Origin of the sequence: Idiomarina loihiensis L2TR (assembly GCF_000008465.1) — a bacterium.
In the GTDB taxonomy this organism is placed as follows: domain Bacteria; phylum Pseudomonadota; class Gammaproteobacteria; order Enterobacterales; family Alteromonadaceae; genus Idiomarina; species Idiomarina loihiensis.
Window position 1 is genome coordinate 1,879,761 of sequence record NC_006512.1, and the last position, 16,463, is coordinate 1,896,223.

Here is a 16,463-nt window from a genome sequence, read left to right on the forward strand (position 1 = left end):
AATCCTTCTACTGTGACCAATGCTCCCATATTGGCACACAGTCCGCTGGCAGACAAAGATTTTTACCAAGTTCGCGCCAATTCCCCGGATAGTGAAAATCCGACCCCTGCGAGGCTAGCAGACCATATTCCTGACTCATTTTCGCTAATGCATCACGATGACCGGGAGACTGCTGACACAAACTGACTTCCATGGCATCGAGCCCCCACTCTTTACCCTGTATTAAAAGCTTGCGCAGCCATTTATTCGACATTTTGTAACCGTGGGGATGCGCCAGTACCGCCTTCCCCCCGGCGCCGTGGATGGCTTCTATCGCAGTGGGAATATCGCACCATTCGGGATTGACATAGGCGCTGTTACCTTTGCCAATATAGCGATCGAAAGCTTTTTGAGGGTTACTGACAATACCTTTTCGTACCATAGCGTCAGCAATGTGCTTACGTGTTGGCAACCCCTCCGTTTCGCATTCTTCTGCCGATAAACTGACACCGCGCTGGTATAGCTTTTCAAGCATCGCATCAAAGCGATCATAGCGACGTTGCTGTTGTTCGCTCAATAAAACCTTTAAGGGTTCCGCATCTGGGTCAATATTAAGTCCAACAATATGAATTTCAAAACTGTGCCAACGACAACTAATTTCAACTCCGTTCACCAGCTCTATTGGCAAATTCTCGTGTTCAATAAGACGACTCGCTTCTGCCAGCCCGTCAACGCAGTCATGATCGGTTATCGCCAGTACATCGACGTTCTGTTCGCAGGCGCGCAGCACAAGCTCCGACACTGACAAAGAGCCATCAGAACAGGTGCTGTGACAATGCAAATCGTAAACTGACATTAAATCTCCGCCGCCAGTTCTGTACCCTGACGAATCGCGCGTTTGGCATCGAGTTCGGCAGCAACATCGGCCCCACCAATTAGGTGTACAGTCTGGCCGGCCGACTGCAACGCGTCGTGTAATGACCGCTGTGGTACCTGCCCCGCACAAATAATCACATTATCGACTTCCAGCAATTGTTTTTCACCTTCACGTTCTATTTCAATACCTTCTGGCACAATGCGGTGATAAGTGACCCCATTCCACATATTCACAGACTTACTTTTTAGTTCGTTACGATGAACCCAGCCAGAGGTTTTACCTAAGCCTTTACCGACTTTGCTCTCTTTTCGCTGAAGCAACCACACCTGACGCGGGCTTTGCTCTGGCTGCTGCGGTTTCAGACCGCCGCGATCAGTGTAGCTTTTATCAATACCCCAACGCTCTGACCACTCTGGTTCATCCAGTGTCAGTGACTTTTCGGTGGTCAGGTATTCAGAGACATCAAAACCAATACCACCGGCACCAATCACAGCCACTTTTTTACCCACAGCTTTGTGGTCACGTAAAACATCTAAGTAACCCAGCACATGCGGCAAATCAACACCCGGAATATCGACCTGGCGAGGGCTGACTCCGGTTGCCAGAACCACATCATCGTATTTTTCTGCCAGCAACCCTTCGCAAGTTTGCTCTTTTCCAAGCTTCAAATTAACACCGGTGTCTTCAATGCGGTACTTAAAGTAGCGCAGGGTTTCATAAAACTCTTCTTTACCCGGAATCTGTTTAGCGTAGTTAAACTGACCGCCAATTTCTTCGGACTTATCGTACAAATCGACCTGATGACCGCGCTCTGCAGCATTACAGGCAAAGGCCAACCCTGCAGGGCCAGAACCAATGACCGCAATGCGCTTTTTCTGTTCAGCCGGCTTCATTACCAACTCCTGCTCAAAGCAGGCTCGGGGGTTAACTAAACAGGACGCCCTTTTATTCTCAAACACATGATCCAGACAGGCCTGATTACAGGCAATACAGGTATTAATACGTTCAGACTGGCCTTGTTCCGCTTTTTTCACAAACTCCGGGTCAGCCAGTAGCGGTCGTGCCATAGAAACCATGTCAGCCTGGTTGCTTTCTAAAATATGCTCGGCAATTTCCGGCGTGTTAATACGGTTAACGGCAACCACAGGAACCGACAATTCTCTGCGTACGCGCTCGGTTATCCAGCTAAAGGCGCCACGTGGTACCGAGGTAACAATGGTTGGTACCCGGGCCTCATGCCAACCAATACCCGTATTAATAATGGTAACGCCCGCCTGCTCCAGCAGTTTTCCCAGTTGCAGAACTTCATCCAGCTGATGACCGTCTTCAACTAAGTCCAGCATCGACAACCGGAAAATAATAATCGATTTTTCACCCACAGCCGCGCGCACAGCTTTTACAATTTCCAGTGGAAAACGCATACGGTTTTCGAAGCTGCCGCCCCATTTATCATCGCGTTTATTCGTTCTTGGACACAAAAACTGGTTAATTAAATAACCTTCCGAACCCATGATCTCAACACCATCATAGCCAGCCTTTTGCGCCAGCTTTGCGCCGCGGGCGTAATGCTTTATGGTGTTTTTAATCTGGCGCTCCGACATGGCTTTTGGCTTAAACGGGTTTATCGGGGCTTTTATCGCGCTGGGAGCCAGTGAAAAAGGATGATAACTGTAACGCCCCGCATGCAATAGCTGCAGGCATATTTTACTGCCATATTTGTGAACGGCATCGGTTACCTGACGGTGTTTACCCACGTGCCAGGGCTTAGACATTTCACTGCCAAAAGGCGCAAGACGCCCACGAAAGTTAGGGCTGATACCGCCGGTGACAATAAGGCCAACACCACCTTTGGCGCGCTCTTCATAAAAGCTGGCTAATTTACTAAAGCCATTTTTTTCTTCTTCCAGGCCTGTATGCATTGAGCCCATTAAGACCCGGTTCTTCAATGTCGTAAAACCAAGGTCCAGGGGTTTCAGTAAATTTGGGTATGATTTTTCCACGCCAACCTCTTATTTTAAACGGGTGTTTAATTTTTTCTAACTTTACTGCTTAAACCCGTTTAACTCAAGCTCAGAACGCCATCGCTTCACGCAATAAGAACCTTGAAAGCGCCATGCTATCGACTTGTACGTTAGGGTTTCCGTTACGCACTTGTTTCGAAACCTGCTCAAAAATCGGCCACAACAGCTCCTGCACCTGATCATTCGCATCTTGCATTGACTGCAGGTCTTTCAATTTAAGCTGGTCAACATGCACACTTAAAATTGGCTCACCTTTATCAAATAAGTTAATGGTAACGTCTTCCATCAACCACTCATCAACCCGCCAGTTTAAAGGCACCGAATTCACCTTTTGAACTTTAACACCACTCATTTGCTTTAGAAATTCATGCAAGTTTGAGCGTCCGGTATCGTAATATGCGACGGTTAACTGAGCGCCGGACATCTCAATTTTAGAAATATCCACACGGCTGCTGCCAAGTGCCTGCCAGTCACCGGTTAGCATTAATTGCTTAGCCAGTAGAAGTTGATTTTCAGGCTCCGACAAGGCTTTGACCCGGGTCGCAAAACGAACATTATTTGCGGTCAGGCCATTGGTTAATGAGTTAACCTCAAGTTCGCCTACATCCAGATCCGCATTTAACTGCTCCGAGGCCATTGTCTGTAACCCCTCTTTCATCGCATCAGACAAATTCTGAGCCGCAACGGAGAAGCTCAGCAGGGGTAAGAACAACCAAAAAGCCGCCCGCGTTATAGTTGTAAATTTCATTGATGACCTTATTCAAATAGGTTCCAGTCGCAGGAATAAACCCAATAATCGCATAACCTTTGACTCTTTAAAGTAATTATTTGTTAATCTGAGGCAAGATTATAAAAACGGAGAACAATCTTATGCACAAGAGTCTCGCTTTAGTTGCCTCTTTAACTTTAATGGGCTGCTCAATCGTTTCTGCGCCCGTTACTGCAGAAGAAGCCCCGAATAACCACAAGCGTATGCTGCCGGTCGACACCGAAGTCGTTACCGAACACAGCGTAGAAATTAAGGGCGAAACTGTCGACTACACAGCCACCGCAGGAACTCAACCCGTGTGGGACGACGAAGGCAATCCGACCGCATCACTATTTTACACCTATTATGAACGTCAGGACGTTGATAACCGCGAATCTCGTCCGATTGTATACTCCTTTAACGGTGGCCCGGGTTCGGCATCGGTCTGGATGCACATTGCTTACACCGGTCCAAAAGTGCTAAACCTGAGCGATGAAGGTTACCCGGTTCAGCCTTATGGCGTGCAGGACAACCCGCACTCCATTCTCGATGTTGCCGACATTGTTTTCATTAACCCGGTTAACACCGGCTATTCACGCGTACTGCCGAATGAAGAAGGTGAAATGCCGTCTCGCGAGAAGCAAAAAGACATGTTCTTTGGCGTTAATGCCGACGTGAAATACCTGGCCGAATGGATGAATACTTTTACTTCACGCATGAACCGCTGGCAGTCGCCTAAGTACTTAATTGGTGAAAGCTATGGCACAACCCGTGTATCTGGCCTTGCACTAGAGCTTCAGAATAGCCAGTGGATGTATTTGAACGGTGTTGTTTTAGTTTCACCAACTGATATCGGCATTGACCGTGACGGACCGGTAAAACAAGCGAACCAATTACCTTACTTTGCAGCCGCCGCCTGGTATCACGACGCACTGCCAGAGGCTTTACAGAGTAAAGATTTAGACGAATTATTGCCTGAAGTAGAAAGCTTCACTCTGAACGAGTATTTACCTGCATTAGCCAAAGGCGCCATGCTACCAGATGACGCACGTGAACAAATGGCAGAACAAGTCGCTAAATATTCAGGCCTTTCGAAGCAGGCTGTACTGGATAACAACTTAGCGCCAAGCACCTGGTACTTCTGGAAGGAGTTACTGCGTGACCGTGACCGTACCATTGGCCGTTTAGACTCGCGCTACCTTGGACTTGATGAAAAGCGCGCTGGTGACCGTCCGGACTTTAACGCCGAACTGACTTCTTGGTTACACTCGTTCACGCCAGCCATTAACTACTACCTGCGTGAAGAATTAAACTTTGTGACCGACATTAAATACAACATGTTTGGCCCAGTTCACCCGTGGGATCGCACGAACAACAACACCGGTAAGCAACTGCGCCAGGCCATGGCACAAAACCCTTATCTGAACGTGTTAGTACAGTCAGGTTACTTTGACGGTGCAACCAACTATTTCGACGCGAAGTACACAACCTGGCATTTGGATCCAAGTACTCAGATGACTGATCGCATTGACTTTAAAGGTTACCGTAGTGGTCATATGATGTATCTGCGTCGTGCTGACCTGGAGAAGGCGAATGATGATTTACGCGAGTTTATTCGTAAGTCTGATTCAAAAGGCAAACCGGCAGAATATAAATAGAAAGTATAAACTGAAAGAAAAACAACTATTGACAGACTTTCGCGCAAGCGTTAGTTTGTCAGCATTAAATTGAATTAATAGAGCTATACAACTTATGTTTTTACGCACAACAACACAACATTGGTGGTGGCACTTCCCAAACGAGCGGGTGGTGTAGTTGTGCGTGTAACGTAAATAGCTTCACTTTGAGAAACCCGCTCCTTTGAGCGGGTTTTTTATTGCCGTTTCACTGGAGCAGGTTTGAACAACAACAAAAGAATACGAGGTCTGAGGTGAAAAACCTGACAACTGAACAAAACGGCAATTTAGAAACACTACGAGTGTCGCTGCCCTATCAGGCGGAGCCACTAAAAGTATTTCAGAATACTTGCAGCACACAAGGTGAACATTTACTGCTGGACTCAGCTGATATCGGCACCAAGCAACAAGTAAAGAGCTTGCTACTGATTGATGCGGCGTTACGAATTACCTGTAACGACCAGCAAGTCACTATTATTGCCCTGACCGATAATGGTGCTGTTCTGCTCAGCTGGATTGAAGAGCAGCTCAAAGATAGTGCCGCCATTGAAAGAACGCCTGAACAACTGAGGTTAACTTTCAGTGCAGCAAATACACCGATTGACGAAGACTCCCGCTTACGTCAAATCAGTAACATGGAGCCGCTGCGAGTACTCCAACAAAAGCTCAATAAAGCCAACAACACAGCAAAACAGCATCCGTTTTCGGTCTTCCTCGGTGGTGCTTTTGCCTATGACTTCGTCGCCAGCTACGAGCAACTACCGCAAGTTGATGAAGGCGAGAACAACTGCCCTGACTATGTCTTTTACCTGGCGGAGACCTTGCTAATTATTGATCACCAACAGCAAACCACTGAGCTGCTTGGCAGTGTATTCAGCGGTAAAGGTCACGACCAACGTTATCAAGCTATGAGCCAGCGTATAGGAGAACTGGCCGCACGTTGTCAGCTACCGGCAATAGAACCTCAGCCTCAGCCGGTTGATGTACAAGTAACGGCCACGCCCTCAGCGGAAGAATTTGCACGCATTGTGACCCGGCTAAAAGAAAACATTGTCGCGGGCGATATTTTTCAGGTGGTACCGTCCCGGCGTTTTAAAATGCCCTGCCCTGACCCGTTAGCCGCTTATCAGCAATTGAAAAAGAACAACCCCTCGCCCTATATGTTTTTTATGAGTCATCCGGACTTTTGTCTGTTCGGTGCTTCGCCTGAATCTGCATTGAAATACCAGCAGGACATCAATCAGGTAGAGCTTTACCCTATTGCAGGTACCCGCCCCCGCGGTAAGAGCGCCGACGGCAGCATTAGCCCTGATCTCGACAGCCGCATGGAACTGGAACTGCGGCTTGACCAAAAAGAACTGGCAGAGCATTTAATGCTGGTTGATTTAGCCCGCAACGATTTAGCCCGTATTAGCGAAACTGGCACTCGCTACGTTGCCGATCTACTTCAGGTTGACCGTTATTCTCATGTGATGCATTTGGTATCACGCGTAGTAGCAAAACTACGAAACGATTGCGATGCCCTTCACGCTTACCGTGCCTGCATGAACATGGGGACTCTGGTTGGTGCGCCGAAGGTAAGCGCTGCAACGCTTATTCGTCAGGTTGAAAAGCAACGCCGCGGCAGCTACGGCGGCGCTGTTGGGTATCTGGCCGGGAATGGCGACATGGATACCTGTATTGTTATTCGCTCCGCTTTCGTTAAAAACAACCAAGCCATAGTGCAAGCCGGTGCCGGCGTGGTGCATGACTCAGACCCGACCAGCGAAGTAACCGAAACCGAAAACAAAGCTAAGGCCGTTATTCTGGCAATTCAGCAGGCTCACACTTTACCTGACCAGGAGGCGGTATAATGACTCAGTCAGCTCGTATCGTACTGATAGATAACGTCGACTCGTTCTCGTACAACCTGGTGGATGAGTTGCGCCAGTTAGGCTTTCCACTGGTCGTTTACCGTAACCAGCTGGCCGCAGCCGATGTGATCGAACAGCTGGAAAGTTACAGTGGCCCTCAATTGGTCTGCCTCTCACCCGGCCCCGGGCACCCAGCAAACGCAGGCAACTTAATGGAAGTGATCCGATACTGCGGTGGCCGCATACCCATGCTGGGTATTTGCCTCGGCTTTCAGGCGCTCATTGAACACGCCGGTGGCCGCGTGGATACCTGTGGTGAGATTGTTCATGGTAAAACCGCAAAAATAGACACCGTGCCACACCCGGTGTTTGTCAGCGCGACAGACAACAACCAATGCGTTGTGGCTCGTTACCACTCGCTTAGCGGTTATGACCTGCCCTCCACAGTGAGCATAATTGCCAGTTTGGATGGCCCTGACGGTAGTATTCCTATGGCTGCTGAATTCTTCGGTAAAGAAGAAAACAACACCAATGCCATTGGTTTTCAGTTTCACCCTGAATCGCTTCTAACGCCAAAGGGAAAACAATTACTTAGCAACAGTATTCAGTACTTATTAACAGGAGCAAAGCCATGAAAGCCCTACAAACTCTGATGTCTGGTGAGTCTCTGACACAAGATCAAACCCGTGAGTTTTTCCAGCGCTTAATTAAAGGCGAGCTCAACGACATTCAGGTATCCGCCGCACTTATCGCCATGAAAATGCGGGGCGAGACCCCAGCCGAGTTAGCCGGTGCCGCTGAAGCCATATTATCCGCAGCGAAGCCATTCTTACGCTCCGACACCACGGTTATTGACAGTTGTGGTACCGGCGGCGATGGCAGTAATACCATCAATATTTCTACGACGGCGGCTTTAGTTGCCGCCAGTATGGGTCTGGCTGTGGCCAAACATGGTAATCGCAGTGTGTCTTCACGTTCAGGCTCAGCTGATGTACTCGAAGCACTCAAACTTCGCGTTAATCTGGATCCGTCGGATGCCTCGACTCAGTTAGCCGATAATGGTTTTTGCTTTCTATTTGCTCCGCATTATCACCCGGGTATTAAGCATGCGATGCCGGTAAGGCAAACGCTGAAAACACGCACCTTATTCAACCTGATTGGTCCTTTAGTTAACCCTGCGCGTCCTGATGCTCAACTGCTCGGTGTTTATAGCGAGGAATGGGTAAGGCCAATGGCTGAAACCCTGCAACGACTGGGGGTTAAACGTGCTATGGTCGTACACGGAAGCGGGCTGGATGAACTGGCTCTGCATGGGCCAACGCGAGTTATTGAACTGCGCAACGGCGAGCTCAATGACTACCATGTAACACCTAATGACTTTGGGGTTCCCAGCGCCCCGCTTGATGAACTGAAAGGCGGTGACGCTGACTTTAACGCTCGTATTCTGGAAGACATTCTTGCCGGAGGCGGCAGCCCGGCTCAGCGCCACTCGGTTGCAATGAACGTTGCCGCTTTGCTGTATTTAAGTGGACAATACAACGATATGAAAGCCGCAACCGCAGCAACAATGGAGCATTTAGACACCGGCCAGCCACTCTTGCATTTACGTCGGGTGCAGGATGCTCAGGAGACCTATCATGTCTGACACCATTCGTTTAGAAAAGAACGTGCTGAAAACGATCGTTGAGCGCAAGGTTGAGCAGAACAAAACTCAGGCCGAGCTCATGCCCCTGAGTGAAATAAAGTCTCAGCTCAGACCCAGTGACCGTAGCTTATATGAAGCATTAAGCGGTGAGCAGGCAGGTTTTATTCTGGAGTGTAAAAAAGCCTCTCCTTCAAAAGGTTTAATTCGTGCTGACTTTGACGCACCACAGTTGGCAAAAAGCTACCAGCCTTATGCCGCAGCTATTTCCGTATTAACCGAGCCTGAGTTTTTTCAGGGGCGACTGGACTATCTGACAGCCGTGCGCCGGCAGGTTACCCAGCCGGTTTTATGCAAAGACTTTTTTATTGATGAAGAGCAAGTTTACCGCGCCCGCTACTTTGGTGCGGATGCTATTTTGCTTATGTTATCAGTCCTGGATGATGCGCAATATATCGCCCTGCGCGATATAGCTGAGTCACTTGCGATGGATGTACTCACCGAAGTTGCCAACGAAGAAGAAATGAAACGTGCCGCGAAACTGGACGCAAACATCATTGGCATTAACCACCGCGATTTAACAGACTTGAGCATTGAGCCGAACCGCAGTGCGCAGTTAGCTCCGCTGGCTCCCCAAAATGCCTTACTCATTGCAGAGTCAGGTTTTGCTGAGCACGCCGACATTCGCCGGGTTGCCCCTTTTGTTAACGGCTTTCTTATCGGCAGCGCATTGAGCGCCCAGCCGGACGTTGATTTAGCCTGCCGCAAACTGCTTTATGGACAAAATAAAGTTTGCGGTCTGACTCGCGCTGAAGATGCCATAAACGCACGTTCTCAGGGTGCGGTATTCGGCGGGCTAATATTTGTTGAGCGTTCACCTCGTTGTGTGACACTGAAGCAGGCAAAGCAAATAACAACTGAAGCAAACGGACTTGAGTATGTGGGTGTTTTTGCTGATCAACCGTTAGAGAGCCTTATCGACACGGCAAAATACGTCGGGCTCTCTGCTATTCAACTGCACGGCCATGAAGATATCGACTATGTTGTTCAATTACGTCAGCAATTGCGTCAGGCAGGTCTGGAAGCAGTAAAAATATGGAAAGCTTTAGCTATTGAAAGCCCGGCACAGTTGCCGGATCTTGCGGTTGATGCATTTGTTCTGGATAACCGCGGTGGTGGCAGCGGCAAGGCTTTTAACTGGGAGTTGCTGGAACCATTAAGTACAGAGGAGCGTCAACGTTGTCTGTTAGCCGGAGGCATTGGCCCTGAAAGCATCAGCAGTGCAATAGAGTTAGGCTTTGCCGGAGTGGACATTAACTCTCAAGCCGAATGGAAACCTGGCATTAAAAATAGCCAAAAAGTAGCTCAAACATTCACGAAAATCCGCCATTATGGTCGTTTTTCAGAAAAACATCTTTCAAATAAGAATACCCAACAGGAGGCTGTATGAGTCAGTCATTACCCGCTTATTTTGGCGATTTCGGCGGCCAGTTCGTTCCTGAGATCTTACTACCCGCACTAGAGCAGTTGGAACAGGCCTTTATAGAGGCACAACAGGACGATGACTTTCAGGCTGAATTTCGCGGATTGTTGAAAAACTACTTAGGCAGACCGACACCACTGAGTTTGTGCCGTAACCTGCCGCTGAACAGCCCAAATAAAACCAAAATTTATCTTAAACGTGAAGATTTACTTCATGGCGGCGCCCACAAAACCAACCAGGTGCTGGGACAAGCGTTACTGGCTAAGCGCATGGGTAAAACGCGCATTATTGCAGAAACTGGTGCAGGGCAGCACGGCACCGCAACAGCCCTGGCCTGCGCACTGCTGGACCTGGAATGCATTATTTATATGGGCAAAAAAGATGTTGAGCGCCAGCAGCCCAATGTCTTCCGTATGGAATTAATGGGCGCAAAAGTGGTACCTGTGGATACCGGTAGCGGTACTCTAAAAGATGCGGTCAATGAAGCTCTGCGTGACTGGACAGCAAGTTATCCCAACACCCACTACTTATTAGGAACAGCTGCAGGCGCACACCCCTTCCCGACTATAGTGCGTGAATTTCACCGCATGATTGGTGAAGAAGCTAAAGCCCAAATTATCGAGCAAGCTGGTCGCTTACCGGACGAAGTTATTGCCTGTGTCGGCGGCGGATCCAACGCCATTGGCATGTTCGCCGACTTTATCGACGAGGAAGGTGTTGATTTAGTAGGTGTTGAGCCTGCAGGTAAAGGTGTTGAAACCAAGCAGCACGGCGCTACGCTGGCTGCGGGTAAACCCGGGATTTTGCATGGTTGTCTATCGTTTTTAATGCAAAACGACGAAGGACAAATTGAGGAGTCCTATTCAGTATCAGCCGGTCTGGACTACCCCGGCGTGGGCCCTCAACATGCGCATTTAAAAGCTATTGGTCGGGCGCGATACGAATCAGTAACCGATGAAGAAGCACTGGAAGCCTTTAAGCTGCTCTCCCGCCATGAAGGCATTATTCCTGCGCTGGAACCTGCCCATGCGCTGGCTTACGCGCTAAAACGAGCCGCAGAACCAGATGCTCCGGAAATATTACTACTTAACTTATCCGGCCGCGGTGATAAAGACATTGACCACGTACGTCGTATTTTTAGTGCTCAGGAAAATGCTGAAGTTAGCGCGAAAGGAGAACAAAAATGAGCCGGTATGAAAGCTGTTTCGCACAATTAAAAGCTAATAACCAGGGTGCTTTCGTTCCTTTTGTGACACTTGGAGACCCAACTCCGGGGCAAAGTGTGGACGTTATCAAGGCTCTTATTGATGGTGGTGCCGATGCGCTGGAATTGGGTCTGCCATTTTCAGACCCGGTTGCTGATGGTCCCATGATCCAGCGGGCAAATTTACGAGCCTTAGAGTCGGGAACAACCTTTAAGCATATTTTAGAGATTTTAAAAGAAATTAGAGACTATTCACCGCAGATACCCATAGGCTTATTGGTTTACGCAAACTTAATCTACGCGAAAGGTGTTCGCAACTTTTACCAGCAAATGAAAGATGCAGGCGTAGATTCAGTGCTTATTGCTGATGTTCCGACCAAAGAAGCCAAACGCTTCGCCGACATAGCCAAAGAAATTGGAATTGAAGCGGTGTTTATTGCGCCACCAGATGCCAGTGATGCGCTATTAATTGATATCGCGAAGCAATGTGCGGGTTATGTCTACCTACTGAGTCGTTCAGGGGTTACCGGTGCTGACACACAAATGCAGGCCCCCGCTTCGGAACTGATTAATAAACTGAAAGAAGCAGGTGCCCCGCCAACGTTGCTTGGGTTTGGTATATCCCAGCCGGAACATGTTCAGCGAGCGCTAGCAGCAGGCGCAGACGGTGCCATTAGTGGTTCGGCTGTGGTTGCGCTTATCGAGAAAAACCTCGACAATAACGCGCAGCAAGTAGCGGACTTAAAGGCTTTTGTAAAAAGCATGAAGGCCGCAACCCAATTGTCGTAGAGTTGCCTCCGGAGTAGTTAATGGCCCTGTTGTTAGAATATTTACCCATAATCGCCTTTTTCGTGTTTTACAAACTAGCGGATATTTACGTCGCTACTGGCGTGCTTATGGTTGGTACTGTGTTGCAAATTCTGGCGTTAAAACTACTTAAGCAGCCGATAACCACTCGCCATTGGGTAATATTGGCTGTAGTAATGCTGTTTGGCGCAGTAACACTTTTATTGCGCGACGACTGGTTCATTAAAATGAAAGTGTCCGTCGTTTACGTGGCCATAGCGCTAATGCTTTTAGGCGGCTTGATATGGAAAAAACGCAGTCCAATTCAGGCTATGATGGGTAAAGATATTAAGCTGCCAGATACAGCATGGTCGCGCTTAACCTATGCCTGGATCATATTCTGCCTGGCACTGGCAGCAGTAAACCTTTACATTGCGGAATTCTGGAGCCAGGAGGCATGGGTTAATTTTAAAGTCTTTGGCATACTGGGTATTTCACTCGTATTCACAATTGGTACCGGATTCTATATGTACCATCACGCCATTGATGAGGAGACCCAGGACTAATGTGGTTTGTTATTTTCGCAGAAGATCATGAGAACTCTCTGGAAGGTCGTAAGCAGGCGCGTCCTGCTCATCTTGAACGCTTAAAAGCGTTGCAAAATGACGGCCGTCTGCTCGTCGCGGGCCCCTGTCCGGCCATCGCGGAACTAGACCCGGGCGTGCTTGGTTTTACCGGCTCTGTGGTCATCGCTGAATTTGAGACTCTGGAAGAAGCAGAGCAATGGGCTAACGACGACCCATACTGGCAAGCCGGTGTCTATAAAAAAGCAACGGTTAAGCCATTTAACGCCGTTTTACCGAACTAATCAGGTTAATTAGTGACTATGCAGAGCGTCGAACTTACCGCCAATAATCGCTACCTGCATTGTGTCCGCTTTGAGCCTGAATCGAGCGCGAAGGCCACTGTTGTTATAGCTGCTGCGTTAGGTGTGAAACAACGTTTTTATCAACCCATAGCCCTCTGGTTAAGCAAACAGGGTTACCGCGTCATTACCTTTGACTATTACGGTATTGGCCAGTCCGTTGATAAGCCTTTGAAACAAATCAAGTCTGATATTATCGAATGGGCCGAGCTCGATATGACCGCCGTGATTGACTATGCTCAGTCCTGCCAAAGGGGTGAGCCCTTAATTTGGCTAGCACATAGCCTGGGCGGCCAAATTGTCGCCATGGCGCAGAATGCCAACAAGATAGATAAGATGGTGACCATAGCCAGCGGCACCGGTTATTGGTTAAAAGCCAGCAAGCAGGTCCGTTGGACATCATGGTTACTCTGGTATTTTGCAGCTCCTATTAGCACACCTATTGCCGGTTACTTTCCCGGTAAACGCTTAAACATGGTTGGCGATATGCCCGCAGCAGCGATGAAACAATGGAGCCGCTGGTGCCGCAGTAAAGACTATTTGTTTGATAACATCAGTACTGATCAAAAAGTCCGTTACGATGAATTTTCTGCACCCATCAGCGCCTTTCATATTACTGACGACGAATTGTTGCAACGCTCCAACATCGAAAACCTGCTGGCGCACTACCCTAACGCAGAGAAGGTATTAAAAGACTTGCAACCGGAAATAACCGAAAGCAAAGGTATCGGGCATTTCAACTTCTTTCGCAGTCAATTCAAAGAGTCTCTCTGGCGTAAAAGCTTGCTAGACGCACTGCAGGTCAATTAAAGTCGTTATAGAATCAGTCTAATTAATAAGGGCGCTTCGCAATGCACTACCAAATCGAACTGGCGTTATCTTTACTGGCAGCTCTGGCGTTAGGCTTGATGATAGGCATTGAACGCGGCTGGAGCGGCAGGGACAGTGATGAGGGCACTCGTGTTGCCGGCGTACGAACCTTCAGCCTAATAGGTCTTAGCGGCGGTGTTTTTGCTATTTTAGCTCAACAATGGGGCGTATGGCTTATCGTTACCGGTTTCATTGTTGTTGCCATACTCATTGCATCGTCTTATATAAGTTATAGCAAGCTCTCCGATGACGCAGGTATTACCACCGAATTCTCAATGCTGCTGACTTTTGCACTGGCAATTTGGGCTGCCTCTGGTGATCCTCTACCTGCGCTCAGTTGCGGTGCGGTAGTTGTTGCTCTTCTCGGCCATAAAAAAAGTCTGCACAAATTGCTTAAATGCATTTCACCTAAGGCCTTTTACTCAGGTATCACACTACTATTGATATCTGTGGTGGTTCTGCCTTTGCTGCCAAATGAAGGCTACGGCCCCTGGCAGGCGTTGAACCCCTACTGGCTTTGGTGGATGGTCGTTTTAATTTCGGGTCTGTCTTTTATTGGCTATCTGTTTACCCAACTGCTGGGAGAGAGGCGCGGCACTTTGATTACCGCAATCGCCGGAGGCTTCGCATCATCCACAGCCGTTACCCTAACTATGGCTCGTTTTGCGAAAAAAAACTCTCAGAGCGTAATTTACGCCAGCGGCATGCTGCTCGCCTGTAGCATTATGTTCCCGCGAGTTCTTATTGAGGTCTTTGTGGTTAACCGTGAACTTTTACCATTATTGTGGCCGCCTATTCTTCTCATGTTCGCCGGGTTATTAACTGTCATAACACTCATGTACAGACAACATAAACGTAATCCTCCCTCCGAAACCGGAGAGATTACCATCAATAACCCACTGCAACTGACCACTGCTATCCAGTTTGGTATTTTATTAGCAGTTATTTTGTTATTGGCAGAGGCAATGAAAAACTGGTTTGGTGATGCCGGGATATACGGCCTTTCCATAATATCCGGTCTGATGGATGTTGACGCTATTACCTTGTCACTATCACGCTCAGCTCAGAGCGAACTCTCGCGCCAGGTAGCCGCTACGGGAATTATCTTAGCCTGTGTCAGTAATACTCTGCTTAAAGGCATTATGTTCGCTTCTGTCGCCGGTATTAAATTGCACTATCGTTACGCTGTTTACATGATTTTAAGCGTTATTCCCGGCTTGCTTTACGCCTTTTGGCAGTTTTAATTATCACAAACGCAGGACAACAATTATGAAATCAGCTCCTGACTGGATTGCACATCCGGATACACCTTATTTGCTCATCGATGAAGCTAAATTGAAGAGTAACATTAACTATCTTAAGCAACGGGTTGAGTCCCTTGGCAGTCATTTACGCCCGCACTTAAAAACCCTGCGTACTCTGGAGGCGGCTGGGTATCTACTCGATAGTAAGAGTGCTCCGGCCACAGTATCAACGTTAGCTGAGGCCGAGGCCTACGCGAAGGCAGGTTATACCGATTTACTTTATGCTGTTGGCATAGCGCCGGCAAAGCTAAAGCGTGTAGCCGCACTAAGACAGCAAGGCATTAATCTGCATATTCTTTTAGATAATATAACGCAGGCACAAGCGGTTGTTGATTATGCTGCTGAGTTTGGGCAAGACTTTTCCGTTTTTATTGAAATAGACAGTGACGATCACCGTGGTGGTATTAAGCCAAGCGATTCAAAATTGTTAACCATTGCAAAAACACTTGGCGAGCATTTCACCGGTTTAATGACCCATGCCGGTGGCTCATACGCCTGCAATACGGAACAAGGCTTAAAAAACTTCGCCAAACAAGAATGCGATGCCGTTCGAATAGCACGAAACAACCTGGAAACCGCCGGTATTCACTGCGCTATAACCAGCGTTGGTTCAACGCCGACAGCTCATTTTGGCGAAGACTTTAGTGACATTAGTGAAGTCAGAGCCGGCGTTTACACCACCTTTGACTTAGTCATGAAAAACATCGGTGTATGCGACTTCTCGCACATAGCCATGTCCGTCGTCACCACAGTAATCGGCCACAACAAAGAGAAGAATTGGCTGCTGACTGACAGCGGCTGGATGGCATTGTCGCGTGATAGTGGAACAGCGGGTCAGAACCGTGATTTTGGCTATGGACAAGTATGTAAAATAGACGGTTCTGTGCTTGATGGCCTTTGTGTTAATAGTACCTCGCAAGAGCACGGCGTTATAGAGTTAAGCGACGCTTACCAATTAGAAGACTTTCCCGTTGGTCATCAACTACGCATTATGCCCAACCATGCCTGTGCCACTGCCGCCATGCATCCCGTTTACCATGTGCTAATGAGTGACGGTTCGCATAACACCTGGCAACGCATTACTGGCTGGTAATC

At 48.3% G+C, this 16,463-nt stretch carries 15 protein-coding genes and 1 other annotated feature; of the genes, 12 read left to right on the plus strand and 3 right to left on the minus strand.

All coding sequences use genetic code 11. From position 1 onward, the window contains the following. Positions 1-7: 7 nt before the first annotated feature. From IL_RS08945 to IL_RS08955, 3 genes are all read right to left on the minus strand, one after another. Complete coding sequence (locus IL_RS08945) at positions 8-835, minus strand: PHP domain-containing protein (RefSeq protein ID WP_011234983.1); 828 nt, start codon at positions 833-835, stop codon at positions 8-10. Further along, a complete protein-coding gene (locus IL_RS08950; RefSeq protein ID WP_016341370.1) occupies positions 835-2,856 on the minus strand; it encodes an NADPH-dependent 2,4-dienoyl-CoA reductase in 2,022 nt (673 codons plus the stop codon). The genes IL_RS08945 and IL_RS08950 overlap by 1 nt, the downstream gene beginning before the upstream one ends. A 70-nt stretch (positions 2,857-2,926) precedes the next feature. Next, on the minus strand, positions 2,927-3,625 hold the full coding sequence (locus IL_RS08955) for a hypothetical protein (RefSeq protein ID WP_016341371.1): 699 nt from the start codon (positions 3,623-3,625) through the stop codon (positions 2,927-2,929). 122 nt (positions 3,626-3,747) lie between these two features. Between IL_RS08955 and IL_RS08960 the strand changes: the two genes are divergently transcribed. From IL_RS08960 to IL_RS09015, 12 genes are all read left to right on the plus strand, one after another. After that, positions 3,748-5,283 carry a S10 family peptidase gene (locus tag IL_RS08960; RefSeq protein ID WP_011234986.1) on the plus strand — a complete coding sequence of 512 codons (1,536 nt, stop codon included), beginning with the start codon at positions 3,748-3,750 and terminating at the stop codon, positions 5,281-5,283. 115 nt (positions 5,284-5,398) lie between these two features. Beyond that, positions 5,399-5,503: a sequence feature (Trp leader region), on the plus strand. 52 nt (positions 5,504-5,555) lie between these two features. Next, positions 5,556-7,154 carry an anthranilate synthase component 1 gene (locus tag IL_RS08965; RefSeq protein ID WP_011234987.1) on the plus strand — a complete coding sequence of 533 codons (1,599 nt, stop codon included), beginning with the start codon at positions 5,556-5,558 and terminating at the stop codon, positions 7,152-7,154. Then, complete coding sequence (locus IL_RS08970; protein ID WP_011234988.1) at positions 7,154-7,789, plus strand: anthranilate synthase component II; 636 nt, start codon at positions 7,154-7,156, stop codon at positions 7,787-7,789. The genes IL_RS08965 and IL_RS08970 overlap by 1 nt, the downstream gene beginning before the upstream one ends. Continuing rightward, positions 7,786-8,799 (plus strand): anthranilate phosphoribosyltransferase, encoded by a 1,014-nt coding sequence (gene trpD, locus IL_RS08975; protein WP_011234989.1) that lies wholly within the window; start codon positions 7,786-7,788, stop codon positions 8,797-8,799. The genes IL_RS08970 and trpD overlap by 4 nt, the downstream gene beginning before the upstream one ends. Continuing rightward, on the plus strand, positions 8,792-10,246 hold the full coding sequence (gene trpCF, locus IL_RS08980; protein WP_011234990.1) for a bifunctional indole-3-glycerol-phosphate synthase TrpC/phosphoribosylanthranilate isomerase TrpF: 1,455 nt from the start codon (positions 8,792-8,794) through the stop codon (positions 10,244-10,246). Before trpD ends, trpCF begins: the two co-directional genes overlap by 8 nt. Then, complete coding sequence (trpB, locus tag IL_RS08985) at positions 10,243-11,466, plus strand: tryptophan synthase subunit beta (RefSeq protein WP_011234991.1); 1,224 nt, start codon at positions 10,243-10,245, stop codon at positions 11,464-11,466. The genes trpCF and trpB overlap by 4 nt, the downstream gene beginning before the upstream one ends. Further along, positions 11,463-12,272: a tryptophan synthase subunit alpha gene (trpA, locus tag IL_RS08990; RefSeq protein ID WP_011234992.1), complete on the plus strand. Its 810-nt coding sequence runs from the start codon at positions 11,463-11,465 to the stop codon at positions 12,270-12,272. Before trpB ends, trpA begins: the two co-directional genes overlap by 4 nt. A gap of 20 nt (positions 12,273-12,292) precedes the next feature. Continuing rightward, positions 12,293-12,835 carry a septation protein IspZ gene (gene ispZ, locus IL_RS08995; RefSeq protein ID WP_011234993.1) on the plus strand — a complete coding sequence of 181 codons (543 nt, stop codon included), beginning with the start codon at positions 12,293-12,295 and terminating at the stop codon, positions 12,833-12,835. Further along, on the plus strand, positions 12,835-13,137 hold the full coding sequence (locus tag IL_RS09000; protein ID WP_011234994.1) for a YciI family protein: 303 nt from the start codon (positions 12,835-12,837) through the stop codon (positions 13,135-13,137). The genes ispZ and IL_RS09000 overlap by 1 nt, the downstream gene beginning before the upstream one ends. A gap of 18 nt (positions 13,138-13,155) precedes the next feature. Continuing rightward, positions 13,156-14,004 (plus strand): alpha/beta hydrolase family protein, encoded by an 849-nt coding sequence (locus IL_RS09005; protein WP_011234995.1) that lies wholly within the window; start codon positions 13,156-13,158, stop codon positions 14,002-14,004. Positions 14,005-14,045: 41 nt separating this feature from the next. Beyond that, entirely contained in the window at positions 14,046-15,308 is a 1,263-nt protein-coding gene (locus tag IL_RS09010; RefSeq protein ID WP_011234996.1) for an MgtC/SapB family protein, read from the plus strand. Between the two features lie 25 nt (positions 15,309-15,333). Then, positions 15,334-16,461 (plus strand): DSD1 family PLP-dependent enzyme, encoded by a 1,128-nt coding sequence (locus tag IL_RS09015; RefSeq protein ID WP_011234997.1) that lies wholly within the window; start codon positions 15,334-15,336, stop codon positions 16,459-16,461. Positions 16,462-16,463 lie beyond the last annotated feature (2 nt).